At 57.2% G+C, this 24,654-nt stretch carries 24 protein-coding genes, 1 tRNA gene and 5 pseudogenes; 14 read left to right on the forward strand and 16 right to left on the reverse strand.

The annotated features are described in order from the left end of the window. The first annotated feature begins 57 nt into the window (after positions 1–57). The gene (locus ACTORR_RS04345; RefSeq protein WP_262109774.1) at positions 58–750 is read left to right on the forward strand and encodes a DUF421 domain-containing protein; all 693 of its coding nucleotides are present in this window, start codon (positions 58–60) and stop codon (positions 748–750) included. A 310-nt stretch (positions 751–1,060) separates the two neighbouring features. On the opposite strand, the gene ACTORR_RS04350 is transcribed toward ACTORR_RS04345, so the two are convergent. The 7 genes and pseudogenes from ACTORR_RS04350 to ACTORR_RS04380 form a co-directional block, all read right to left on the reverse strand. Next, a complete protein-coding gene (locus ACTORR_RS04350) occupies positions 1,061–1,519 on the reverse strand; it encodes a DUF3429 domain-containing protein (RefSeq protein WP_099813355.1) in 459 nt (152 codons plus the stop codon). Positions 1,520–1,554: 35 nt separating this feature from the next. Beyond that, positions 1,555–2,115, reverse strand: a complete 561-nt coding sequence (gene folE / locus ACTORR_RS04355) for a GTP cyclohydrolase I FolE (protein ID WP_313364746.1) — start codon at positions 2,113–2,115, stop codon at positions 1,555–1,557. Beyond that, positions 2,100–2,312, reverse strand: a pseudogene (locus tag ACTORR_RS04360) (DUF393 domain-containing protein); the annotation flags it as partial. The gene folE and the pseudogene ACTORR_RS04360, both read right to left, overlap by 16 nt. 52 nt (positions 2,313–2,364) lie before the next feature. Next, positions 2,365–3,945, reverse strand: coding sequence for an IS66 family transposase (gene tnpC / locus ACTORR_RS04365; RefSeq protein ID WP_060767565.1), 1,581 nt, complete (start codon positions 3,943–3,945; stop codon positions 2,365–2,367). A gap of 18 nt (positions 3,946–3,963) precedes the next feature. After that, complete coding sequence (gene tnpB, locus ACTORR_RS04370) at positions 3,964–4,323, reverse strand: IS66 family insertion sequence element accessory protein TnpB (RefSeq protein WP_060767566.1); 360 nt, start codon at positions 4,321–4,323, stop codon at positions 3,964–3,966. Between the two features lie 44 nt (positions 4,324–4,367). Further along, positions 4,368–4,610 carry a thiol-disulfide oxidoreductase DCC family protein gene (locus ACTORR_RS04375; RefSeq protein ID WP_441343557.1) on the reverse strand — a complete coding sequence of 81 codons (243 nt, stop codon included), beginning with the start codon at positions 4,608–4,610 and terminating at the stop codon, positions 4,368–4,370. 1,116 nt (positions 4,611–5,726) lie between these two features. Then, positions 5,727–6,053 (reverse strand): hypothetical protein, encoded by a 327-nt coding sequence (locus ACTORR_RS04380; RefSeq protein WP_441343559.1) that lies wholly within the window; start codon positions 6,051–6,053, stop codon positions 5,727–5,729. Positions 6,054–6,347: 294 nt separating this feature from the next. On the opposite strand from ACTORR_RS04380, the gene ACTORR_RS04385 reads away from it, so the two are divergent. After that, on the forward strand, positions 6,348–6,680 hold the full coding sequence (locus tag ACTORR_RS04385) for a DUF7693 family protein (RefSeq protein WP_441343560.1): 333 nt from the start codon (positions 6,348–6,350) through the stop codon (positions 6,678–6,680). 321 nt (positions 6,681–7,001) lie between these two features. Further along, positions 7,002–7,478 carry an SH3 domain-containing protein gene (locus ACTORR_RS04390; RefSeq protein WP_441344117.1) on the forward strand — a complete coding sequence of 159 codons (477 nt, stop codon included), beginning with the start codon at positions 7,002–7,004 and terminating at the stop codon, positions 7,476–7,478. 9 nt (positions 7,479–7,487) lie between these two features. Here the strand turns inward: ACTORR_RS04390 and ACTORR_RS04395 are convergent. The 8 genes and pseudogenes from ACTORR_RS04395 to ACTORR_RS04430 all read right to left on the reverse strand — a co-directional run bounded on the left by ACTORR_RS04395 (position 7,488) and on the right by ACTORR_RS04430 (position 14,016). After that, a protein-coding gene (locus ACTORR_RS04395) for an IS3 family transposase (protein ID WP_441343407.1) occupies positions 7,488–8,656 on the reverse strand; the annotation gives its coding sequence in 2 pieces (ribosomal slippage) (positions 7,488–8,395 and positions 8,395–8,656; 1,170 coding nt in all). 72 nt (positions 8,657–8,728) lie between these two features. Further along, positions 8,729–8,938, reverse strand: a pseudogene (locus ACTORR_RS04400) (hypothetical protein). A 169-nt stretch (positions 8,939–9,107) separates the two neighbouring features. Next, positions 9,108–9,313 (reverse strand): annotated as a pseudogene (locus tag ACTORR_RS04405) (hypothetical protein). A gap of 142 nt (positions 9,314–9,455) precedes the next feature. Further along, entirely contained in the window at positions 9,456–9,983 is a 528-nt protein-coding gene (locus ACTORR_RS04410; protein WP_313364753.1) for an IclR family transcriptional regulator, read from the reverse strand. A 54-nt stretch (positions 9,984–10,037) separates the two neighbouring features. Continuing rightward, positions 10,038–10,241: pseudogene (locus tag ACTORR_RS04415) on the reverse strand (helix-turn-helix domain-containing protein); the annotation flags it as partial. Between the two features lie 136 nt (positions 10,242–10,377). Next, entirely contained in the window at positions 10,378–11,697 is a 1,320-nt protein-coding gene (locus tag ACTORR_RS04420) for an MFS transporter (RefSeq protein WP_313364743.1), read from the reverse strand. A gap of 178 nt (positions 11,698–11,875) precedes the next feature. Next, positions 11,876–13,078, reverse strand: a complete 1,203-nt coding sequence (locus ACTORR_RS04425; protein ID WP_313364742.1) for a CaiB/BaiF CoA transferase family protein — start codon at positions 13,076–13,078, stop codon at positions 11,876–11,878. Then, on the reverse strand, positions 13,075–14,016 hold the full coding sequence (locus ACTORR_RS04430) for a hydroxymethylglutaryl-CoA lyase (RefSeq protein ID WP_313364741.1): 942 nt from the start codon (positions 14,014–14,016) through the stop codon (positions 13,075–13,077). Before ACTORR_RS04430 ends, ACTORR_RS04425 begins: the two co-directional genes overlap by 4 nt. 390 nt (positions 14,017–14,406) lie before the next feature. On the opposite strand from ACTORR_RS04430, the gene ACTORR_RS04435 reads away from it, so the two are divergent. The 3 genes and pseudogenes from ACTORR_RS04435 (at position 14,407) to ACTORR_RS04445 (ending at position 18,067) form a co-directional block, all read left to right on the forward strand. Beyond that, entirely contained in the window at positions 14,407–15,339 is a 933-nt protein-coding gene (locus tag ACTORR_RS04435) for an SMP-30/gluconolactonase/LRE family protein (protein WP_313364740.1), read from the forward strand. A gap of 105 nt (positions 15,340–15,444) precedes the next feature. Continuing rightward, positions 15,445–16,731, forward strand: coding sequence for a CitMHS family transporter (locus ACTORR_RS04440; protein ID WP_313364739.1), 1,287 nt, complete (start codon positions 15,445–15,447; stop codon positions 16,729–16,731). Between the two features lie 479 nt (positions 16,732–17,210). Then, a pseudogene (locus tag ACTORR_RS04445) lies at positions 17,211–18,067 on the forward strand (IS5 family transposase). 417 nt (positions 18,068–18,484) lie between these two features. On the opposite strand, the gene ACTORR_RS04450 reads toward ACTORR_RS04445, so the two are convergent. Then, a tRNA-Ser gene (locus ACTORR_RS04450) sits at positions 18,485–18,574 on the reverse strand. Between the two features lie 252 nt (positions 18,575–18,826). Between ACTORR_RS04450 and ACTORR_RS04455 the strand changes: the two genes are divergently transcribed. From ACTORR_RS04455 to ACTORR_RS04490, 8 genes are all read left to right on the forward strand, one after another. Beyond that, positions 18,827–19,498 (forward strand): Bax inhibitor-1/YccA family protein, encoded by a 672-nt coding sequence (locus ACTORR_RS04455; protein ID WP_027919754.1) that lies wholly within the window; start codon positions 18,827–18,829, stop codon positions 19,496–19,498. A 197-nt stretch (positions 19,499–19,695) separates the two neighbouring features. Further along, positions 19,696–21,075: a nucleobase:cation symporter-2 family protein gene (locus ACTORR_RS04460; RefSeq protein ID WP_313365375.1), complete on the forward strand. Its 1,380-nt coding sequence runs from the start codon at positions 19,696–19,698 to the stop codon at positions 21,073–21,075. 87 nt (positions 21,076–21,162) lie between these two features. After that, positions 21,163–21,555: a sulfurtransferase complex subunit TusD gene (gene tusD / locus ACTORR_RS04465; protein WP_054886804.1), complete on the forward strand. Its 393-nt coding sequence runs from the start codon at positions 21,163–21,165 to the stop codon at positions 21,553–21,555. Between the two features lies 1 nt (position 21,556). Further along, positions 21,557–21,916 carry a sulfurtransferase complex subunit TusC gene (gene tusC, locus ACTORR_RS04470; RefSeq protein WP_054886805.1) on the forward strand — a complete coding sequence of 120 codons (360 nt, stop codon included), beginning with the start codon at positions 21,557–21,559 and terminating at the stop codon, positions 21,914–21,916. Beyond that, positions 21,916–22,212, forward strand: a complete 297-nt coding sequence (gene tusB, locus ACTORR_RS04475) for a sulfurtransferase complex subunit TusB (protein ID WP_054886806.1) — start codon at positions 21,916–21,918, stop codon at positions 22,210–22,212. Before tusC ends, tusB begins: the two co-directional genes overlap by 1 nt. Beyond that, positions 22,209–22,544 carry a TusE/DsrC/DsvC family sulfur relay protein gene (locus ACTORR_RS04480; RefSeq protein ID WP_054886807.1) on the forward strand — a complete coding sequence of 112 codons (336 nt, stop codon included), beginning with the start codon at positions 22,209–22,211 and terminating at the stop codon, positions 22,542–22,544. The genes tusB and ACTORR_RS04480 overlap by 4 nt, the downstream gene beginning before the upstream one ends. Continuing rightward, positions 22,541–23,545, forward strand: a complete 1,005-nt coding sequence (locus ACTORR_RS04485) for a glycosyl transferase family protein (RefSeq protein ID WP_313365373.1) — start codon at positions 22,541–22,543, stop codon at positions 23,543–23,545. Before ACTORR_RS04480 ends, ACTORR_RS04485 begins: the two co-directional genes overlap by 4 nt. 93 nt (positions 23,546–23,638) lie before the next feature. After that, on the forward strand, positions 23,639–24,598 hold the full coding sequence (locus ACTORR_RS04490) for a glutathione S-transferase family protein (RefSeq protein WP_054886809.1): 960 nt from the start codon (positions 23,639–23,641) through the stop codon (positions 24,596–24,598). Positions 24,599–24,654: the final 56 nt, after the last annotated feature.

The raw sequence follows: 24,654 nt of genomic DNA on the forward strand, positions 1-24,654 counted from the left end.
AAGCGCTAGAGGAGCGGCCTGCCCGCTGCTTGAACAACAGTGAAAATGGAATAGAGAATGGTCACATTCGATCTGCAACGGATGCTGATAGGCGAGCTCCCGCTAACCTTCCTTCTCGAGGTTGCCTTGCGGGTTTCTGCAGCATTCCTGGCCGTATTCTTTTTCTTGAAGTTCAGTGGCCGACGTGGAATCAGACAGCTCTCCCGATTCGAACTCGTCGTCATTCTTACCCTTGGTTCTGCAGCAGGCGATGTGACCTTTTACGAAGATGTGCCCCTGCTTCCGGTCGCGCTCGTTTTCCTCACGCTATTGCTGCTCTATCGCGGCACCCTCTACCTCATGCGGCGAAGCAAAACCTGTGAGGCGTGGATCGATGGCTTACCCATCACGGTGGTAAAAGACGGGATGTACGAAATCCATTCTCTGCGGAACCTGAACATATCCTCCAATGAACTGTTCATGGAGCTTCGTCAACAAGGTGTGGAACACTTGGGCCAGGTACGTCTTGGCCTGTTGGAAACCGATGGGGATCTCAGCCTTTATTTTTACGCTGCTGAAGACACTCGTCCTGGCCTATCGGTGCTCCCTGAAGAACACCGGTCAGAGTTTGCATCACCCCCGACTGCAGGCCTCTACTGCTGCGTGAACTGCGGATTCCCGACTTACCACGAGACGCAGGACTCGGTCTCTTGCACCCGATGTGGCCATCCCATCTGGTCTCCTGCTCTAGATACCCTACGCAACCGCTAATGAGCCATCTGGCACCCGATCCAATCAACGCATTGGGGATTGCGGTGATCCCTGGTGCATAGCCAGCCTGGCACAGCAATCGCGGACTTCGTCCGAGAGTCCGTAACGCTTTGCCATCACAGAATTCCTTTTCGTTGATGGCGGGGGGACTCTACAAAATGATCTTGTGGCGGCGATTGGGTTTCTCGGAGTTTCGTATAGAGCCTGGAGAGCCAGCGCCCCGAGCCAACATTTGCGAACGATAGGGTCGGTATGGCCTGGGTGGTGACGCTTCAATTGCTACTTAGGCACCGACACCGGAACAGTAGTTTCAGTTTTCAAAAGACACTACAAGCGCGCCAATGATCAAACACAAGCTCGCCACAATTGTTAAGTTCATTCGCATAGGTAAATACCACTCAGGCAAAAAATTCATCAATTTACGATCTTGCCAAAAGTGTCCAATAAAGCCAAAGCATAAAAGGAAGCAGCCCCATGGCGCAGGTAACAACATGCCAATCCAACCGATAAGGGCTGGAACCACACTCCACACGAGCCTCTCCTGTCGCTCAGCCGCAGGCAAGCCCTGTAGCGTCATAGCGAACCCCCAATGCAGAGCCCCCACAAAACTCAGTATCACAGCCCCATAGCCAACCAATGCAACAGATAGAAACTCTCGATACTCAGCCGCCAAACAAATCAGCAGTGTCAAACCAACAAATGGCAGCAATCCACTGTAACCCAAGACTGTAAAGCGACGTGGAGATAACGAATCGAAAACAGTACTCATTGGTACGTCACTCCTCTAAGGCTCAGGATCAGTTTTCAGGTGTTTCGCCCAATGAGCTTCAGGAATTCGTACCGGGTAGTCGGGGACTCTCGGAACTCACCAAGCATTACCGACGAAATCATCACCGAGTTCTGCTTTTCTACACCTCGCATCATCATGCACATGTGCTTAGCCTCGATAACTACCCCAACCCCTGCAGCGTCAGTCACTTCCTGTACGGCACATGCAATCTGTCTGGTTAAATTCTCTTGAATCTGCAAACGGCGGGCGAACATATCAACTAAGCGTGCCACTTTGGAAAGACCTAATACACGCCCTGTTGGCAGGTAAGCAACATGCGCCTTTCCAATAAACGGCAACATGTGATGCTCACATAATGAGTACAGTTCAATATCGCGAACCACGACCATCTCATCGTTCTGGCTTTCGAACAAAGCACCATTGACTATCTCATCCAGGCTCTGGGAGTAGCCATTGCATAGGTATTGCATCGCTTTAGCAGCACGTTGGGGCGTATCCAAGAGGCCTTCTCGCTGCGGGTCTTCACCCACGCCGACAAGGATTTCACGATAAGACTCGGCTAGCGAACGCGACATTTGGATTCCTCACCTTTGCAACGTTGCCCACCCTCGGGATGAGGGAGCCAGGCCAAACCAGGCCTCAAAAGACAGAACAATCTGTAAAAAACCGAAAGAAAAGGACGTAGCGGACGCCAAGCCAGTGGAGCTGCCCAGATTCCTACACCGGCAGCACGCCAACTCCACAAGGTTGCGTCCAAGCCTGTGACCCACTGATCGTTCGAGTGCGATCCATGAACCCCACCTATCACATGATGGGGCAGCAGGTTACCGTGGCATCTCTGGCGAGCAGTTCCACGGCAGAAGAGCTTCGTAGTCGGCCACCGAGGATGCATACGGCAGGCGCTCAAGTACGTGGCGCAGCCACGTATAGGGCTCCTGGCCGTTGACCTTGGCGGTCTCAACCAAGCTGTAGATCTTTGCGCTGGCACTGGCGCCGTTCACGGTGTCGCTGAACAGCCAAGCCTTGCGCCCGATGACAAATGGCTTGATCGCACGCTCCGCAAGGTTGTTGTCGATCGGCAAATGGCCGGCCTCGACATAGCGTTCCAACCGACTCCAGTTGTTGGCCAGATAGTGCACGGCCTTGCCCAGCACACTTTGCGGTGTGACCTGGGAGTACGTCTTGTCCAGCCAGCTTTTCAATTGGCCGAGGATCGGTAGGCTTCTTTCTTGGCGACCGATGAACCGCTGTTCGTCGCTGACTTCCTTGAGGTCGCGCTCGATGCCGTACAGCTTGTTGATCATCGCCAGCGCTACATCGGCGCGGCCCGTCTTACCCTTGGGCTGCACTTTCTGCGCATCGACGAACTTGCGTCGAGCATGAACCATGCACGCCAGCCGCTCGATATCGGGCTGCAACGCCAACGCGTTGTAACCGGCGTAATCATCGGTCATCACATAGCCGCGATACCCTTCCAGCAGGCGTAACGGTACTTCCTGCGCACGGCTGGTGGTGTAGTCAAATAGCACAACTTGTCGATCAGGCGGGCCGCTGGCCTGCACCCACATCCAAGATTGGCTGGTCGGGTCGCGGTCTGGCTCTTTCAAGACCTGTACGCGCGTTTCGTCGCAGTGAATCACCGGACTTTCCAGCAGCCGGTCACGCATCAGGTTTAACAGTGGCTGGAAGTGTTCGCTGCACTGGATCACCCAACGCGCCAGAGTTTGTCGTGGAATGTGGATGCCGTGTCGGGACAGTACGCTTTCAAAACGGTGCAGCGGCAAGCCATCGACGTACTTGGTCGTCAGCAGCATGGCCAGCACGCTGGGGCTGGCCATGCTCTTTTCGATCAATTGGGCTGGCTTGTCAGCGGTAACCGGCGCGGTTTCGCAGCCCCGGCACCCGTAAATCTTGCGCACGTGTTTGAGTACGCGGATCTGCATCGGCACGATGTCGAGCTGCTCGCTGGTTTCCTCGCCAATGACATGCTTGCGGCAACCACAGGCGCAGGTCAGTTCGTGCTCGGGCAGGTCGTGGATGACTTCGACCCGAGGCAGATCGGCCGACAGTGGTTTGCGTTTGCCGCGACGTTTGGCAGGCGCAACGACTTCTTCGTCGGCATCGTCAACCACCGCCAGTAGCGGGTCGCTTTCGGGTTCGTTGAACATCGCCAGTTGCGGCGTGTTGGGATCGACAGTTTGCTCGGACTTACGGCCAAAGAAACGGTCACGCCATAACTTGATCTGCTCTTTCAGGTCGTCGATGTGTGTCGTATAAGCCTCCTTGACCTCCTGCTCGCGCACACGGGCAGCCGATTGCTCACACGCACGAGCAGCGTAACTCTCAAGCAGCATTTGCTTAAGCAGAACAGGGTCATCCGGGAGGTTGTCGGGCACTGAAATCATGGCCCGGATTATACCGGGTCAGGCGACGAAACGGGGCGTCAGAACCTGATGCGGACGGTTGCGCCAGAGGTCTAAGCCGTCGAGTAACCAGTTAAGTTCCTGGACGGTCAGGACGATGGCTTCGTCGGTGGCGTCGGGGGAAGTTTTGAAACGTTCGGCTTCGAGGCGCTTGAGCCAAAGGCAGAAGCCGTTGCGCTCCCAGTACAACACCTTGATGCGGTTACGGGCTTTATTGAGGAAGACGAAAAGTACGGGGTCGAACACGGCGACTTTGATGTCCAGCTCGACCAGGGCGGTGAGGCCGTCGATGGATTTTCGAAAATCCACAGGCTTGGGATAGAGGTACACCTTTTCGACTTTGCTGTCGGGACGCATCATGGCGGACTGGCTCCAGAAAGAAATCGGGAGCGCAGCATCGGGCTTCAGGTAGTCGCTTGGAATGTGGGCTTCATGGAGCGGATACGATCGTTCGCGAACCTTGCGTGCAAGCACGACCTCAATTGTTCAATCGTCAGGCCCAAGGGTCTGGGATCGAAGCCATCGCCATCGATATCGATCAGGATGAGCTTTGCTGCGGTAGAGCGCCTGCGCAGGAAGGCCACCTCCCTGGAGCACAATGGGCACGCGCCGTCGAAGTACAGCGTCAAAGGCCACTGGCAATACATGTACAAGACCTCGTATTTGTACAGGTTTTGTATAAGTTAGCGGAACCCAAGAAATTAGCAATGGCCGTGATGAAAGATCACCTCGCAAAGCGCCCATCAGCCTGAGGCTGGCGGGATCAGACGCCGTGCAGATAGCGGTAGGCGACTGGAGTCAGCAGGTGTCAGTCGAGATCGGGTGGAACGAACACCGGTCGGTGCAGGGATTGGCTCCTGCCAGATCACACCCCGATGCATCTTCAGAACAGTCAAAAAAATTGAATCAGCTAATTGCCTGCTCGGTCAGGAATTATGAACGCAGTAAATCTGACGAGGTAACAGCAATGACTATCCAGGCAGAGACACTCGCTCAATTGACCAAAGCTCTCCAAGAGCGCGGCATGAAACTCGTAACAGACGTTGCATTTACCAGAGCGCCATACCGGCAAAACCATCGGTGGATCTGCATCGTCGAGTAGCAACTCTATTTGCCGGCGGCTCGGGCTAAGACCCCACCGCCGGCTCTGCCCACTCAGCCAACAAAGCAGCCCAAGCCCTGGGAGCGGCCGCTCAATTGCCACGGCTGCGGACGCTTCATCAGCCGGGACGGCCGATTGACTGCCAAGAACTGCGGCGCGAAGGACTGCCCATGACCCTCCGGCGCTGCCTGCGAGAGTCTTCCCCGATCTCGCAACTCCATTACCACTCTCCTTGTTTGGTAAGCGGCGAAGCATATCACTCGGCGCTGCCCGCCAGCGCCTTGTCAGACAGCACCCGGTTCAAGAATCCGTCCCCAGGTTTCGATCAGTAAGGAAACTTTCACGGGTGGTGCCCTTTACGCAAGCACTTACAAGATGAGCAATATCGCTCGTTCTTGGAGTTCTACCTGTGATCATCGGACGCCTGATTCTGATCCTTCTGTTTGTTTACGTGTACGTGCAGCTGCACGGGTAACAGTAATCCCGGCGGCCTCTGTTTGGGCCACCTCCGCCCAAGATCGCCGATAAGTGATCCCCGCTTTGCGGCAGGCCTTCGACAAGCCCACATCCGAGACACCTATTTCCTTTGCGATGATGAGAACAGGTCGCTCCCACACCATTTCAAATAGCTGTTGAGGTGTGAAGGTTTTTTCGACGTACATTACTCACCCTTTGTGACATCCAAAGCGTTGTACCAATCAACGTATGGCGAAAGGTCTACCCGACAGCGATTGTAGTCCGGGCTGCCGTCATCCCACCAAACGGGCCCCCGCTCGCCCAGTTCTACCTTGGCAGCATTCACTCGCGCACGCGCAGATTTGAGCATGCTCGAATCGTCAGCGCGCTTGGCCTTTTTGACATCTCGTCGAGCATCCATCAGGGCATGCACAAGGCGTTGCCGCTCGCATTCACTCAATGAAGGATTCGTGCAGCGCCAGAGCTGACCTTTGACAACAAAATAACGTCCGTCTGGTGTCGTTGGATGCATAGCGAAGATCTCGTGGGCGATACATGAAGGACACCAGAGATGACTCAAAGGGTGCATGCCGGAAGAAGACGGATCGCGTTTTGGCCTGAACCGTCCTTCGTGTAGGCAGCGCAACCTGCCGGTTGAATGCACGAGATGGAGCAAAGTCAGCCTCCACTAGCGCCATGGAGCACATCCGTACTCCAGCCTCTTGCTATCACTGCAACCCCCACCCTCCCGACCCCGCGTGCTTTCCAGAGCACCTTTGACACAGGGTATTATCGATGGCTGATCACTGAGAGGCTCAGGCAGCGTATGACCGAACATAACCGGCACGACATACCATCAGGCGCGTTAACGGCCCGGGACGTCAGCCAGGTGTTGCGAGAGGTTGTGCTCGGGCGTCGGACAATGACGAAGGTAGACCGCCTGTTCACAGAGCAGCTGTACGCCAGTCATTGCCAGGTCGATGTAGAGGGCTGGCTGATCACGATTTACAACGACAGAGATGAGCCGGACTACTGCGCGAGCTGTGAGAGTCCCGATGGTCAGCGCTGGGAGTTCGATCCAGGTAGTCGGGCGGATCCTGTTGCTCTGTTATCAACGTGGGAACATCAAACTCTGAAGCGGATGTTGAACGCACTGTAGAGCAAGGCCCGGCATTCGTGAATCGAGCCATCGTCGTATGCTGAAGTCTCAGCTGCGGGGCGACCTTCCATCAGCCTTGCCCGCTCCGCTTGGTGTCTCTCATTCAGTGATCTTCCGAAGACAGCTTGATGCCGGTAAGGCTGCTGCCGCTCACAGCCGCCTCACTCGGCTAAGCTGAATAGCATCGGTGATGGCTGATGGAGGATTGCTCGCTAGGCCCCAGCTAGCCACTGCTAAAAAGGACAGAATCATTTCGAGGGTGCAAAGGATATGCGCAAGAAAGGGCAATCATGGTTTCTGCCGCTTCTAGTTCTCTTCGTGATGATCTGGGCCATTGGCAAGAATGATTCGCCTAAAACTGAGCCACCAGTTATCCAGGCGCCGGTTAGCACTTTGGCCTCAACCTCATCACCAGTACCACAACCTACACAAGCCTCGGCACCCGAGCATTTCGTCAACGCGGACAAGCTGACTCTGCGCGCTCAACCGGGAGGGAAAGTGATCTCTAGCCTCAAGCGCGGTGAGAAGGTTCAGGTCTATGAGCAGAAAGCGGAATGGGCGCGAATCAGCCTCGACGGCCAACCACAACGATGGATCTCCTACAAAAACCTCTGCAGCGGCTCGAACTGCTTTGTCACCTCGCAGCCCAAAAGGGAGCGCCCTGCTCCGCGGCCAGTTCGAAGCTCAACACCTGAATATGGATCATCGTGTCCCTGCTCCACTGGTCGTGTTTGCATAGGCCCACGAGGCGGCCGCTACTGCATCACATCTGGGGGAAACAAACGCTATGGCGTTTAACTGTAGTGGTCAACAATTCCCGGACACAGAATTGAGTTTTTCTTCCGCCACCGCCGGCGGTACGAAGCCGTTGTGCTGATGCGGCCTTATCCAGTTGTACCGCTGCATGAGGTAACGGCCGATGTCCTGCTCGGCCAACGCTGTCGTCATGTAACCCACTGTCGGCACCCACTCCGTTTTCAGGCTACGAAACAGCCGCTCCATGGGCGAATTGTCGTAACAATTTCCCCTTCGGCTCATGCTCTGGGTCATCCGATAGCGCCAGAGCCGCTGGCGGAAGCTACGGCTGCCATATTGGCTGCCCTGGTCGCTGTGAAACAGCACGCCTTGTGGTCTGCCACGCATCTCGTAAGCCCTGTCGAGCGCTTTGACGACCAGTTCCGCATCAGGCTTGGCGGACATCGCCCAACCCACCACTCTGCGGCTGCACAAGTCCAAGACCACCGCCAGATAGCTCCATCGACCCTCTGCCCAGATATACGTGATGTCGCCACACCAGACCTTGTTTGGCGCAGCCACGGTGAACTTGCGATCAAGCACATTGGGAATGTCGGGGCGCTCGACCGTGGCCTTCTTGTACGCATGAGAGCCGGGCTGTTTGCTGATCAGTCCTTGTTCCTTCATCAATCTTCTGACTCTGAAACGCCCGACGTTAACGCCTTCATCCCGCAGCATGGCAACCAGACTGCGACTGCCCGCTGAGCCACGACTTTGGTTGAACAGCTCGTTGACACGACTGCGTAGGTTCACTCGGCGGACATCGATATGACGCCGCCGGGCCAAGTGGGCGTAATAACAAGACCGGGGTAGCTCGAAGACTGAACACAACAGTTGAACAGGGTAGTGCTTTGCCAACTGCCGAATCGACTTCAACGTCTGCGCCCGTGTTCCTCGGCCATCAAGAGCGCAGTGGCCTCCTTTAATATTTTCTTCTCAAGCTCCAGCCGGTTGATACGGGCCTGAAGCTCCTGAATGGTCTGCTGCTCCGGCGTGAGCGCCTTGGCAGTGGGCGTAACGCCCCCGCGCTCCAGCTGCAACTGGGTAACCCAGCGGCGCAATAAGCTCTCACCTACATCGAGAGATCTGGCGGCCTCGGGACAACTGTAGCCCTGGTCGAGCACCAGGCTGGCAGCCTCACGCTTGAAAGTCGGGGTGAAAGTACGTCGTTGTCTGCTCATCGAACACCTCTGTATGGCGAGCATTCTCGCCTAAAAAGGTGTCCGGGGTTAGTAGACCACTACAAACTATCGCTAATGATTGGGCTTGGCTGGGCCGCCGAGGGCGCGAAGTTGATAGTCAGTAACGGCTTGAAACTGATGTTCAGCCAGCAGCCGTAAACGCTTGAGCTCCGCCCCGGTGATGCCGTCGGCTTGTGCCTAGTGATACCGTTTCATAGCGTTTACAGCATCCGGGTACATGGGATTATCGGGTGGCAGAACGCTCTTGAGATCCTTCGCCATATTGAAATCCTCAGGGTCTATGCGAATAGCTGAACCATAGCCTGCCTGGATTACGTTAGCTTCCGCGGTAGTAGTTTGGGCACTACCAAGGAGGTGAGATCTAATTGAAGACAGCCTCGCAATCAGCCAGCTTTGCTACGTAAGCGGCCTGCAGACGGCACATTTCGAATTAGTGTACTGATTCGCCTAGTGTACCGGCTTTGTGCAGTTGATAGTCAATCACGGTCTGGTACAGATGATCCGCCTCGATGCGAAGGCGCTCGAGATCGGCGTCGGATCGGCCTTGGGCCATTGCCTCGTTGTAAGCCCTGATAGCCTCCAGCGCTTGGTTCAGTAGAGGCTCGCCTCCGCCATTCCCAGCAGTGTTCGCTTCATCTGCTTGCCTCTGCGTTGTTAACTGACTCGCTCTTGGTTTCGTAGACACATCGAATAGTTGCAAATGGCCATTAACTGCCTTTCGCGAATGGCTGCCTCCGATCCACAACTGTCATTAGTAAATGGCAGCAACCGACCCAATTTAAAAAGTTGCAATCCTATTTTCCTCCGCCTTTTGTAAAGCGGCGAGTAACTCATTGTTGCTTCCCCCGAGCAGACTTGTCGCCTGGGCAGCACGCTTCAACAGCAACAGTCGAGCCGCCTGGAGCTGATCCTTGTTGAAACGCTCGGAGGGGCCTGACAGCGTGAGAGCACCTTTGAACTCATGGCCGACACCAAACACAGGAGCAGAGATCGATGATGTATCTGGGTCACGTTCTCCGAACGAAGCTGCCCAGAACTGTTCCCGCACCTCAGCTAAAGCGCGATCAGCTGGCGGGCCAAATGCCCTGAGGATCTTTCCGGAGGCTCCGGCATGCAGCGGGAATCGGTCACCCTCATGGATGCTGAAGCGCACTGCTCGCTTGGGTTCTACCCTGAAAAGTACCACTCGGATATCGTTCTCGATCACGTAGAACGAAGAGGTCTCGCCACTCTCTTCAGTCAGTGCCTCAAGCACCGGATAGATCGTATCGCGTAGACGGAAAGAGGATTGGTAAATCTGAGCCAATCGCAGAGGCTCATGGCCCACAGCATACTGCCCGTCAGCCAGGCGCCTGATAAATCCAGCCCTTTCCAAAGAGCTCATGAGTCGAAGGATAGTGCTTTTGTACAAACCAGTGCGACGAGCGATCTCAGCTAGCGGGAGAGTGCTTTGATCAGGCTCGAAAGCTCTAAGGATCGCAAAGGCTCGATCAACCGCTGCCACCCCTCCGTCAGCATTGTTCTTGGAAGCTTCGGCTACCGTTGGCTCATTTTTTGGTGACATCAGACTTCTTCTCGGCACAATCGTGAAAAAGCGGCCCCTTGAGGGGGCCGTTCAGATGGCTGATACCTTACCTGTGAGTACGGTTAGCAGCTAGTCCATTGTCCAGAACAACGTTCTGCTTTACCAACATCAGACTTCAGGCATCATGCATAAACAGTCGCAGGGACAATGCCATCACGGCGGCGAAGAATAGGATGCATCCCATGACCATCAGGCCCGCCGTGAAAGACTGGGTGTAGTCCTTCAGGAAACCCATCAGGTATGGCCCGACGAACCCGCCAAATGCACCTATGGAGTTGATCAGAGCAATACCCCCAGCAGCAGCTTGGCCACTCAGGAACTTCGCTGGCAGCGTGTAGAAGATCGTTTTCGCCGAGATTGTTCCCACCAGGGCCAGTGTGATGCCTGCCAGCGCTGGAATCAGGGCGTTCATATTCACCGCAAAGATCAAAGCAAGACCGGCCAGTACCAACGCTGTGATCAGGTTCAAGATCCCGCGTCCGCTCCGGTCAACATGCTTGGCCCAGAATAACAGGCCGATGGTTGAGAAGAAGTACGGTACTGCAGCGACCCATCCGATCAAGCTTATTTCTACGCCCTGCGCCTTTAGCATTTGCGGCAGCCAGATACCGATACCGTAGGTGCCGATGGTGAAGCTGAAGGTGATGGAGCTCAAGATCCACACTCGCGGATCCTTCAGTGCTGCAGCGAAGCCGTGGCTTTTTTTGGTGTTCGCCTTTTCCTTCTCCAGCATGCCGGTGAGAGCGTCCTTCTCTTCTAGGGACAGCCACTTGGCCTCGTTAGGCCGATTGGCAAGCACCTTCAACGTGATGAGCCCCAGGACACAAGCTGGCAAACCCTCAATGATGAACATCCACTGCCATCCCGCGAGCCCCCAAGCACCGTGCATTTGAAGCAGGTAAATAGAAAGTGGGCCACCTACAAGGAAGGAGATCGGCGTTGCAACTGTGAACCAAGCCAGTACCCGAGTACGGTATTGGGCAGGGAACCAGAGGGTGAGGAAGAAGATTACTCCAGGGAAGAAGCCGGCCTCGGCAACACCCAAGAGGAAACGAACAACGTAGAAACTATAGGGGCCGATAACGAATGCCGTGGCTGCTGCGGCAAGTCCCCAGGTGATCATGATTCGAGCCATCCAGAGCCGTGCGCCGAACCGGTACATGGCCAGATTACTGGGGACTTCGCAAAGGCAATAGCCCACGAACATTATCCCTGCACCCAGGCCAAACTGAGCAGCAGTCAGCCCGAGCTGGTCGGTCATCTGCAGGGCTGCGTAACCGACACTTGTGCGATCCAGGTAGTTGAAGAAATAGGCCAGTGCCAGCAATGGGATAAGCCGCCAAGCGGCCTTCTTCATTGCTCTTTGCTGCACCAGAGATGTGACTTCAGGCTGCGGCATGGACAAGTGGGTATCCGGGGTCGTGACATTAGCCATGACTGTATCCTCGGTTTTGTTGTTATGAATACCGTGGCTGGATGGGCCATCGGTGAGCACAGGCTTCTAGTACATCCAGTACCAGTAGCGCTGCTGATTTCGCCCGAGAGTCATTTCGAGCTCGATGTGAAAAGGGTGTCGCTAGCGAGCCCTGGCAGGAGGCTTGCATCAGTTGTGATTAGGCAGTTTTGACCGTGCCGCTAGCTTCGAGCTGAGTGATCTCGTCGTCACCGTAACCCAGCTGTGCAAGCAGCTCTCTCGAATGGCTGCCTAGGGTCGGGACATTGAGACGAGCGCCAAAGCGTTGGCCATTCATCTCAAAAGGCAGCATCGGCACCTTCACCTGCTCGCCATCTGGCAACGTCAGCTCTGCCATACCGCCAGACTGATTAAGGTGCTCATCCTCAAACATGTCTTCCGGTCGCTGAATGGGGGAAAACGGCAAGCCGGCTTTCTCACAGAGAGCCATCACGGTCTGCTTATCCATGCCAGACAAGCGCTCCCGCACCATAGGAATTATTCGGTCTCGAGCCTGAACGCGCTGGTTGTTCCGACTCAGTTCGGCGTCCTTTCCAAATTCAGGGAAGTCGAAGGTTTCGCAGAATGAGACCCACTGACTGTCGCTGACGACGCCCATGAAGACCTGCTCACCATTCTGGGCAGTCTCGAAAACGTCATAGATAGCCCAAGCCGAAATTCGACTCGGCATTGGTGCTGCCGCTTTACCGGTCACGACTTTCTGCATCATGTGCTGAGCGACTAGGAAGGCCGAGTTTTCAAACAGACCGGTCTGTACGAACTGACCACGGCCGGTCTCTTTGCGCTGCAGCAGGGCGGCAAGAATTGAGACAGTGCTGAACATACCGCCCATCACATCGTTGACAGAGGCTCCTGCGCGCAATGGGCGCCCGACAGGCCCAGTCATGTAAGCCAAGCCCGTCATCATCTGTACGACCTCATCCAGCGCCGTGCGCTTCTCATAGGGGCCTGGCAGGAAGCCCTTCATCGAGCTGTAGATGACGTCCGGCTTGATGGCTTTGACTTGCTCGTAGCCCAGGCCCAATTTCTCCATGGCGCCAGGACGGAAGTTTTCAGTCACGACATCTGCCGTGGCGAGCAATTTCTTCACAGCGGCCATGCCTTCCTCGGACTTGATGTCCACCGCAAAGCTCTTCTTGTTGCGGTTGTAGGTCATCCAGTAGCCGGCACCCGATCCCATCAGTCGACGGGTGTTGTCGCCCTCCGGCACGGGCTCCACCTTGATAACCTCGGCGCCAAGATCCGCAAGAAGCAGCCCGCAGGTTGGGCCCATTACCATGTGGACAAACTCAACTACGCGAATGCCAGACAGGGGGAGAGATTGTTCTTCGTGCAGGCTCATATGGCCTCCTTCGCATAGGTGAAATTCTTGCCAACGCCGGCATCTGGGATGAAGCCGTAGACAGGCTCTCCGGGAAGCCCACGGCGAAGTGCCTCACGTGCCGCAACCAAGCGATCAATGTCGACGCCGGTTTTCAGGCCCATCGACTCAAGGAGGTACACCAAATCTTCAGTGACGATGTTGCCCGAAGCACCCGGCGCGTATGGACAGCCGCCCAAGCCGCCTTGAGAACCATCGAACGTCTTCACGCCTGCGTCCAATGCAGCGACGACGTTGGCCAGACCCTGGCCCCGAGTGTTGTGGAAGTGGGCGCTGCCTGCGAGCGCGCCGAGCTCTTGGAACAGACGAGTGAACAGTCGACGCACTTGAACGGGGTTGGCGTAGCCGACCGTATCTGAAAGGCCGACTTCGTCTACCCCCAGTTCCGCCATTTTCAAGGCGATCGCCATGGTCTCGTCGTCGGTTACGACGCCTTGAATTGTGCAACCGAAGGCTGTCGAAACGCCGGCCTCGATCAGGACATTCGGGAAGCGCTCATTACGCGAGGCAACCACCGCCTGAACCTCATCGAAGACTTGAGCGTGTGTCTTGCGGATGTTTGATATCGAGTGCTGCTCGCTAACGGAAATGGGCAGCGTGATCTTGTGCACACCAGCGTTGAAAGCGGCTTCGGCACCCTTGAGATTCGGCACCAGGGCAGTGACGAAAAGGTTCGGCAGGGTCAGGGCATGAGCGACGACCTGGGCCGCATCGGCCATCTGCGGCAGCAGCTTCGGAGATACAAACGAGCCGACCTCGATCTCTCTCAAGCCCGCGCCCGCCAAAGCTGAAATCCACTCCAGCTTCAATTCGGTAGGCATGGTGGCCTTGACGCTCTGCAAGCCATCTCTGGGCCCGACTTCGCTGACGAGGATGTCGATATCTGTCGCTTCTTTCACGGAGGTTCTCCTGTTACTGGGGAGAGCCTGTCCGAACATTCACTCAGTGCGGCTGCGAGGCGAAGCGCAGTTTTTATGATTGTTCTGTCAGGCAGAATTACGTTCTGTTTTAGTATCTACCCACATTTTCACACCTGTCAATGAGGCTGACGATGAAAGGATAAGGTCGGCTTTTCGCTGGCTATTGAGAGCGATCGTGAGTTTCGAGCGAGACTTGACAGCAAAGAAAATAGCTTGGAAAGTGTTCTATCAAAAGCAATGACGTTCTACTGGATAGAACAGTCGCTCGAAACAACAAGATATCCCAGGCAACGTACACTGATGAGATTGGCCCAGACTCGGCCGTTTGAGCCTCAGCGTCGTGTGTCTGTTTTCACATGGAGATTTGCCATGAGCCTGTATGCCCCTCCCGAGGAACGCCCAACAGAAGTCTTCAGCAGACTGCCGAAAGAGTTTTGGCGTGACGGGGATTCCGACTGGGTCAGAGCCAACAAACCAGGCCAGCAGGTCGCGAGCTTCCTGGAAGGGCCTTCCTTCGACCAGGCCGGCAATCTCTATGTCACAGATATCCCGTATGGCAGGATCTTTCGAATTTCCCCACAGGGTGACTGGGAACTGGTTGTTGAATACGACGGCTGGCCTAACGGCTTGAAAATCCATCGTGACGGGCGAATCTTCATTGCCGACTACAAGAACGGGATCCTCGTTCTCGACCCTATCAGCAAACGCATCGAGCCGTTCCTGACGCATCGTCGAAGTGAAGGCTTCAAGGGTGTAAATGATCTGTTCTTTGACCGACAGGGGCGCCTCTTCTTCACCGATCAAGGCCAGACAGGCATGCATGATCCAACGGGTCGAGTTTTCCGCTACGACCTGGAGCAACAACGCCTGGATTGTTTGCTGGATAACGGCCCTAGCCCTAATGGCCTGGTGATGGATCTTCAGGAGAAAGCACTGCTGGTAGCGATGACTCGCGGAAACGCAGTATGGCGACTCCCGCTTCAACCCGATGGCACTACGTCCAAGGTGGGTGTGTTCACCGCTATGGCCGGGGGTGTGAGTGGCGCAGACGGTATGGCTCTGGATGAGTCAGGAAATCTATATGTATGCGATGCAGGCAATGGATGTGTGTGGGCATTTGATTCCCACGCTGTGCCGCTCTATCGCTTCAAGTCATGCACCGAAGGCCGCACGCTCACCAACCTCGCCTTTGGTGGCGAAGGTAATCACGGCCTGTTCATCACCGACTCGTCGACAGGACACATCTTGAGGGCTGATCCCGGCCACTCAGGAAAGCGAATGTTCTCGCACGCTCCAGCCTAACGACTTCGTTGTGCGGCCCTGTGCATATGGCGCACGGGCTTTGCTCGGCTAAAAAACGGCCAGCGAAAACTATTACTCATACAAAACAGATAATAAGAGGGCTACATGCTCACTCTCTTGAGCTACACAATGATCGTCTGCTTCATGTACCTCGTCATGAGCAAACGCCTTTCACCACTGGTTGCCCTGATTCTGGTGCCGGTTGCATTCGCAAGCCTGGGAGGATTTGCAACCCAGCTCGGCCCCATGATGTTCGATGGCGTGAAGATGCTGGCCCCGACAGGGATCATGCTGACCTTCGCGATCCTCTACTTCTGCATGATGACCGACGCAGGTTTGTTCAATCCGCTGATCAAGCTGATCCTGAAATGCGTGAAAGGCGACCCGCTGAAGATTGTCATCGGCACTGCAGTGCTCGGAATTTGCGTGGGGCTGGATGGTGATGGTGCCACGACCTACATCATCACCACCGCAGCACTCCTTCCGCTATACCGACGCACAGGGATGAGCCTTCAGGTTCTGGCCACCGTTCTGTTGCTGACCAACGGGGTGATGAACATCCTCCCTTGGGCGGGGCCCTTCTCGCGTGCGGCAAGCGCCATGCACGTCGACATCACTGAACTGTTCATCGAGATGCTGCCACTCATGATCGCTGGAGCGGGCTGGGTAATTTTCGCGGCCTTTTACCTCGGTGGCCGGGAGCGCCGTCGTCTGGGTGTCGTGCAACTCGATCACGATGAGGTCATGAGCCACTTCACCGAGTTCAAACTGACCGACTGGCGCTTCCTTTTCAACGCTGTACTCACCATCACGCTGATCACCATGATGATGCTCAGCCTTATGCCCCTTCCAATCCTCTTCATGCTTGCCTTCGGCCTGGGCGTCTTGGTGAACTTCCCGAGCGTCAAAGACCAAAAGGAAGTCATCGGAAAATACGCCGACAACGTCATGGCGGTAACCCTGCTGATCTTCGCCGCTGGCATCTTCGTCGGGATCATGTCCGGCACAGGGATGATCAAAGCGATCTCGGAAAGCCTGATCCATGTGATCCCTGACTCCGCTGGTCATTTCATGTCGGTCATCACTGCGTTCCTCAGCATGCCTTTCACCTACGTGCTGACCAACGACGCTTTCTACTTCGGGATCCTTCCCATCCTGGCCGAGACTGCGAGCCATTACGGCATCGGCGCTAAAGAAATGGCCATCGCCGGATTGATCGGGCAGCCAGTACATCTGCTCAGCCCACTGGTTGCCTCAACCTATCTGCTCTGTGGACTGCTTGACCTGGACTACGGAGACAACCAACGAGCGTCCATCGGCTGGAGCATCGGTACGTGCCTGGTGATGTTCGTTGCGGCTATCGCGATTGGAACCATCGACATTTTCAACTGAGGGCCTTCCTTAACCAAGCAATGCACAGGTGGGCAAGCTCACCTGTGGTTGAAGTGATCAGCTTCTCCAATGAAGCCAGATTGCGACTCCGGCCCTTTACAAGAAGCTCGGGACGTAAACCGGTCGTTTGACCATTTTGGGTGAGCTGCTCAGTGCCACAAACGCTGGGCGTAAGCGAACCTTGGTGACGTGTCCCTCCCCGGTAACCCAGCAGAAATAACGCGTCACTCCAACCAACAAAAACAATTTGGCTGTTTCTGCGTGCCCATCTCCTGTGTGCGCAGTAAACGCCAGGAGTAATCATGAAGGCACATAACGTAATCCCGATCTGCACCTTTCTCAGCCTTGGCAATCTTGCCACTCCCGCACTCGCTGACGGCTTCCTAGGCTCTGTACGAAATCCCGAGAAACCTAATCGTCGCTCCTTTAGCGCTGAGATTTTGTAGAGTCACGCGCCATTAACGGAAAGGAATTCTGTGATGGCAAGGCGCTACGAACTCACGGACGAGGCCTGGGATGTGGTCTCCGATCTCTTCATCGAAACCCATGGCCGAGGCCGGCCCCGACTGAGCGACCGGCTGATGCTCGATGGCGTGCTGTGAGTGCTCTGCTCAGGTGCTGCATGGCGAGATATGCCAGAGCGCTTCGGCCCATGGTCAACGGTGTATCAACGGTTTCGGGGCTGGCGAAACCAAGGGACTTTCGAGCAGATGCTCAAACGTCTGCACCTGCGATTGAATGAGCAGGGCTTGATCGATCTGCAAACCTGGATGATCGACTCAACCGCAGTACGCGCAACCCGAGCCTCATCTGGCGCCGGGAAAAAAGGGGGCCTGACGAGCCTGCCGATCATGCTCTAGGCCGCAGTCGCGGTGGCCTGACAACCAAAATCCACATGCTATGCGACGCCAACGGAGCACCGCTGCGTTTTCTCCTCTCTGGCGGTCAAGCCAGTGACATCAGCTACGCACAACCGCTGTTGGATGAGGTCAGCATCCCATCGAGCCAACGTGGCCGCCCGCGCAAGCGCTGCAAATGGCTGCTTGCCGACAAGGGCTACGACGCAGAAGCGCTACGCCGCTACTGCGATCAATATCGAATACAACCCGTCATCCCGCTGCGCTCGATGAAGCGCAAGCCCAAGCCTGGCTTACCAAGACTGTTTGACCGGCCCAAATACCGACAGCGCAACATCATCGAGCGCATGTTCGGCTGGCTGAAAGAGAACCGCCGGATCGTGACCCGCTCCGACAAGCTCGCGAAAAGTTATGCCGCCATGGTCTCACTGGCTTGCTCCATGCGGTGTTTGCGACATCTCTTTTCGTACAGAGCCTAGGACGAATGTCGAGCCCGAGTATTGAGTAGATTTCGACCCGACTTCGTGTCGTGACTGACCTGCTTAGAAAAAATCCGAAGTCAAAACATGCTGGATTGGGCAGCTTGTTGGATGACGCTGCCCAAGGTTTTCATAGGTTCCGAGGGATCCAGGGTCGCACTGAGGGTTGGAATTTCACACTTAGCAGGATCCCCCTAAGCACTGCTATGCGTCTTTTCTATCAGTTCGGGCGGATAGCAAGTGTGCAGTTGGGATTCTGATAGGACTCTCGGGGTCAGAGGTATGCATTAGTGTGCATCCGAGAGCAGTTGACTCACGTGCATGCTTGGACAAGGGACGCTTGCGCCAAGGGAGGAAGGGTAAAAATAGGCACAAAAAAAGGGCTCAGATCTCTCTGGCCCTTGATTCGCTTGTGTTTGGCGGGGAACCAGGGATTCGAACCCTGGGAACGCTCTCACGTTCGCCGGTTTTCAAGACCGGTGCATTCAACCACTCTGCCAATTCCCCGATGCAATTCTGAGGGTATCCTGAAGTGTGCATCTGGGGACTACCTGAGATAAGAACTCTAGGATAGTTGCCCATCGACGGTTTCAAGACCGTTGCCTTAAACCACTCGGCCACGCTTCCAGCTCGTTTTGCGGCCGCCATAATACCGTAATGAAACAAGCTGTCAAACTCTCTGTGTCGCGGCTTGCGGAGCGTCTGTTAGACTGCTTGCATCTGAACGTCCAAAACCATGGATTCATAAGGAGTGTCGCCATGCGCGAACAGGATTATGCCGTACACCACGGCCAGCAAGCCGAGCAGCAGGAGGTCAGCAAGGTCCTGCGCAACACCTACAGCCTGCTGGCACTCACCCTCGCCTTCAGCGGTGTCATGGCCTTCGTAGCTCAGCAGATGCGCGTCGGTTACCCGAATGTGTTCGTCGTGCTCATAGGCTTCTACGGGCTGTTCTTCCTCACTGCCAAACTGCGTGATTCGGTCTGGGGCCTGGTTTCCACCTTCGCCCTCACCGGCTTCATGGGCTTCATTCTCGGCCCGATCCTCAACCGGTACCTGGGCATGGCCGGTGGCGCTGAAGTGGTCAGCTCGGCGTTTGCCATGACTGCGCTGGTGTTTGGTGGCCTGTCGGCGTACGTGCTGATCACCCGCAAGGACATGAGCTTCCTCAGCGGTTTCATTACCGCTGGTTTCTTTGTGCTGCTGGGTGCCGTGGTCGCGAGCTTCTTCTTCCAGATCAGCGGCCTGCAACTTGCAATCAGTGCCGGCTTCGTGCTGTTCTCGTCGGTCTGCATTCTGTTCCAGACCAGCGCGATCATTCATGGCGGTGAGCGGAACTACATCATGGCGACCATCAGCCTGTATGTGTCGATCTACAACCTGTTCATCAGCTTGCTGCAGCTGTTTGGCATCATGGGTCGTGATGACTGATTGATTGCTGCTTGGGAAAGCCCGCTTCGGCGGGCTTTTCTTTGCGCGCTGGAAATGTTGCGGGCTTGGACATTGACTTAAAAGTCAATAAATCCAGTTAATGGTCGGCGATCATGCCGCCATCGTGCATTCCCCTACCGCAATCGCACTTCTGCCCGTAGAATGCGCTCCTTTTTTCTACCGGGGCAGCTTCACTGATGAGCTCACACGAACACAGCCTAGGCGCGGCGGCGCCTGCAAACGAACTGGTACTTGGCCTTGAGGACAAGCCACGGCTGTTGATCGGCCTGCTGGCAGCCCTGCAACATCTGCTGGCGATCATCGTGCCGATCGTGACCCCTGGCCTGCTGATCTGCCAGGCGCTGGGTGTTTCGGCTCGCGATACCAACCTCATCGTCTCCATGTCGCTGGTGATCTCCGGTATCGCCACTTTCGTCCAGTGCAAGCGCTTCGGCCCGTTCGGTGCCGGGCTGCTGATCGTGCAGGGCACCAGTTTCAACTTCGTTGGGCCACTGATTGCCGGCGGCGCGCTGATGGTCAAGCAAGGTACGCCGGTGGAAAGCGTGATGGCGGCGATCTTCGGCGTAGTGATTGCCGGCTCGTTCGTCGAAATGGGCGTGTCGCGGATCCTGCCGTTCGTCAAACGCCTGATCACCCCACTGGTGACCGGCATCGTGGTGCTGATGATCGGCCTGACCCTGATCAAGGTCGGCCTTATCAGCATGGGTGGCGGTTTCGGCGCCATGGCCAATGGCACCTTCGCCAACGGCGAAAACCTGATGCTGTCGGGTGCTGTGCTGGCGGTGATCGTGATCCTCAACCGCATCCCGGTGATATGGATGCGCAGCTGCGCGATCGTCATTGCCCTGGCAGTCGGCTATGCCCTGGCCGGTTACCTCGGACGCCTGGACTTCACCGGCATGCACGAAGCCGCGCTGTTCCAGGTGCCGATGCCGCTGCATTTCGGCCTGGGCTTCTCCTGGGCGTTGTTCATCCCGATGCTGGTGATCTACCTGGTGACTTCGCTGGAAGCCATCGGTGATGTCACCGCCACCAGCAAGGTTTCGCGCCAACCGGTCGAAGGCCCGCTGTGGATGTCGCGCATCAAGGGCGGGGTGCTGGTCAACGGCGCCAACTCGCTGCTGGCTGGCCTGTTCAACACCTTCCCCAGCTCGATTTTTGCCCAGAACAACGGCGTGATTCAGCTGACCGGCATTGCCAGCCGCCATATCGGTATCTGGATTGCCGTGATGCTGGTGCTGCTGGGGCTGTTTCCGAGCGTGGCCGGGGTGATTCAGGCAGTGCCTGAGCCAGTGCTGGGTGGTGCGGCCATGGTCATGTTCGGCGCGGTGGCCGCGTCGGGCATCAATATTCTGGCCAGTACTCGCCTGGACCGTCGCGCCCTGCTGATCATCGCCGTGTCGCTGGCACTGGGCCTGGGCGTGGCGCAGGTGCCGGAGTTCCTCGCGCACATGCCTGCTGCCATCCGCAATGTGCTGGAGTCGGGTGTGGCCACAGGGGGCATCTGCGCCCTGGTGCTCAACTGGTTCCTGCCGGAAAGCAAGGAAAACGCCTGATCCGCACCTGCCCCGCCGACAAAGCCCGCGCCCACTTGCGCGGGCTTTTTGCTTTATCATGGCGGCATTCCTTTGCACGAGTTATCCATGAAATTCGCTATCGCGGTTTTTTCCCCGGCCCATGCGCCCTCTTCGCGCCGCGCCTTGCGCTTCGCCGAGGCAGTGCTGGCTGGCGGGCATGAGATTGCCCGGCTGTTCTTCTATCAGGACGGGGTACACAGTGCCTCGGCCAACGTGGTCGCACCCCAGGATGAACAGGACATCGCCGCCCAATGGCGGACCTTCATCGAAGTAAAACGCCTCGATGCAGTGGTGTGCATCGCCGCCGCGCTGCGCCGCGGCGTGCTCGATGACGCCGAAGCCAACCGCTACCAACGCCCGGCGGTCAACCTGCCCAAGCCGTGGGAGTTGTCTGGCCTCGGCCAGCTGCACGAAGCCGCTCAAAATGCCGACCGCCTGGTCTGTTTCGGAGGCGACTGAAATGGCCAAATCCATGTTGATCATCAGCCGCCAGGCACCCTGGAACGGCCCGGCTGCCCGCGAAGCACTGGACATCGCCCTGGCCGGCGGCGCCTTCGATCTGCCGCTGGCCATGCTGTTCCTCGATGACGGCGTGTTCCAGTTGGCACCCGGTCAGCAACCTGCCGCCGTGGAGCAGAAGAACCTCGCCGCCAACCTGCAGGCGCTGCCGATGTTTGGCGTCGAAGAGCTGTTTGCCTGCCAGCACAGCCTGGCGCGGCGTGGCCTTGCCGCCGACGGCCTGGAGCTGCCGGTGGAGGTGCTGGACAACGCAGCCCTGCAGGCCCTGATTGCCCGTTTCGACCAAGTGGTGACGCTCTGATGCCAACCCTGCACGTGTTATCCCACTCCCCGTTCGGCGACGAGCGCCTGGACAGCTGCCTGCGCCTGCTGGGCGCTGACGATGGCGTGCTGCTGTGCGGCGATGCGGTCTATGCGCTGCGCGACGGCAGTGACAGCCAGCGCCAACTGCAAGCTGCCAACCTGGCACGGCGCCTGTTCGCCCTCGACGAAGACCTGCTGGCCCGTGGCATCAGTAGCGCGCTGGCCGAGGCCGTGAATTACCAGGCCTTCGTCGAGCTGTCACTGCACTACGACAAGGTCAACAGCTGGCTATGAGTACGCTGAATGTTGGCGATCGCGCCATCGCCCTGGACAAGGATGGCTTCCTGGTCGACCTGCAAGACTGGTCGCGCCCCGTCGCCGAAGCCCTGGCCGAGCGCGAAAGCATCGCCCTGACCGCCGACCACTGGGAAATCCTCGAACTGCTGCGCCAGTTCTACGACGAATACCAGCTGTCGCCGGCCACCCGCCCACTGATCAAGTACGCCGCGCTCAAGCTGGGCACGGAAAAAGGCAACAGCCCGCACTTAAACCGCCTGTTCAATGGCACCCCCGCCAAACTCGCCGCCAAGCTGGCGGGCCTGCCCAAGCCAACCAATTGCATATGACCGACGCCCGCCCGCTGACCCTGGAAACACCGGCCGAACACCCGTTCGCCGAATTCGTGCGCATCCTTGGCAAAGGCAAACGCGGCGCCCGCGGCCTGACCCGCGAGGAAGCCCACGCCGCCATGACCCTGCTGCTCGAAGGCAAGGTCGAAGATACCCAGCTCGGTGCCTTCCTGATGTTGCTGCGGCACAAGGAAGAGAGCGCAGAAGAACTCGCCGGCTTCACCGAAGCCCTGCGTGCGCACCTGCAAGTGCCGCGTATCGCCGTGGATATCGACTGGCCGACCTACGCCGGCAAGAAGCGCCATCTGCCCTGGTACCTGCTGAGCGCCAAGTGCCTGGCTGCCAACGGTGTGCGCATCCTCATGCACGGCGGCGGCGCACATACCGCCGGGCGCCTGTACACCGAACAGCTGCTGGCGCTGCTGGAGATCCCGCTTTGCCGCGACTGGGCAGCGGTCAGCCAGGCCCTCGACCAGCATCGCCTGGCCTTCGCTCCGCTGCATGATTGGGCGCCACAGCTGCAGCGGATGATCGATCTGCGCAACACGCTGGGCCTGCGCTCGCCCATCCATTCCCTGGCGCGGGTGCTGAATCCACTGGCTGCGCGCTGCGGCCTGCAGAGCATCTTCCACCCTGGTTACCAGGCGGTGCACCGTGAAGCCAGCCGCCTGCTCGGCGACCATGCCGTAGTGATCAAGGGTGATGGCGGCGAGATCGAGGTCAACCCGGATGTCATTAGCCACCTCTACGGCACCAGTGCAGGCGAAGCCTGGGACGAGGAATGGCCGGCGCTAAGCGAACGCCGCCATGTAAAACCACCGAGCCTGCAGCCCGAGCAGCTACTGGCGGTGTGGCGTGGCGAAGCCGAGGACAGCTACGGCGAAATGGCCGTGGTGGCGACCATGGCCCTGGCGCTGCGTGGTCTGGGCCAGGAGCGCGAACAGGCTTTCGCCACCGCACGTGGTTACTGGGCCGCTCGCAACCAATCGAATAAATAGATTATAAGTGTGCGGTCTTTGCGCTAGTTATTCGAACGATTTGCCCTAGACTGGGCTCCAACGACAAACAACTTTGTTTCCGAGGAGCTCACCATGGGCCTTTTGATCGACGGTCGCTGGCATGACCAGTGGTACGAAAACGGCAAGGACGGCACCTTCAAACGGGAAAACGCCCAGCGCCGCAATCAACTGCCCGCGCCAGAAGCCGGCCGTTATCACCTGTACGTTTCACTGGCCTGCCCATGGGCCCACCGCACCCTGATCTTCCGCGCCCTCAAAGGCCTTGAGCCGCTGATCGACGTGTCGGTGGTCAGTTGGTTGATGCAGGACCATGGCTGGACCTTCGACCAGCAGCAAGGCTCCACTGGCGACCACCTCGATGCCCTGCAGTATCTGCACCAGCGCTACACCCAGGACGACCCGCACTACACCGGCCGCGTGACCGTGCCCGTGCTGTGGGACAAGCAAGAGAAACGCATCGTCAACAACGAGTCGTCGGAGATCATCCGCATCTTCAACAGCGCGTTCAACGAGCTGACCGGCAATACCTTGGACCTATACCCGGAGCCACTGCGCCCGACCATCGAGGCGTTGAACGAACGCATCTACCCGGCGGTGAACAACGGCGTGTACCGCGCAGGCTTCGCCACCACGCAGGATGCCTACGAGGCGGCGTTCGATGAGGTATTCAACGAGCTGGATCATCTGGAAGCGCTGCTGGGCCGCAATCGCTACCTCGCTGGCGAGTACCTGACCGAGGCCGATGTGCGCCTGTTCACGACCTTGGTGCGTTTCGATGCGGTGTACCACGGGCACTTCAAGTGCAACCTGCGGCGGTTGAGCGACTACCACAACCTGTCCAACTGGCTACGCGAGCTGTACCAGTGGCCGGGCGTGGCTGGGACGGTGGATATGGAACATATCCAGAAGCATTACTACATGAGCCACAAGACCATCAACCCGAACGGCATCGTGCCCAAGGGGCCGTTGCAGGACTTCAACCTGCCCCATGATCGGGAGCGGTTGGTGGGGAAAGGGATCTACCAGGGTTGAGATCGCTGGGGCTGCTTTGCAGCCCTTTCGCGACACAAGGCCGCTCCTACAGGGGA

The sequence above is a fragment of the Pseudomonas sp. SAR267 genome (assembly GCF_052077595.1).
GTDB classification, from domain to species: domain Bacteria; phylum Pseudomonadota; class Gammaproteobacteria; order Pseudomonadales; family Pseudomonadaceae; genus Aquipseudomonas; species Aquipseudomonas vlassakiae.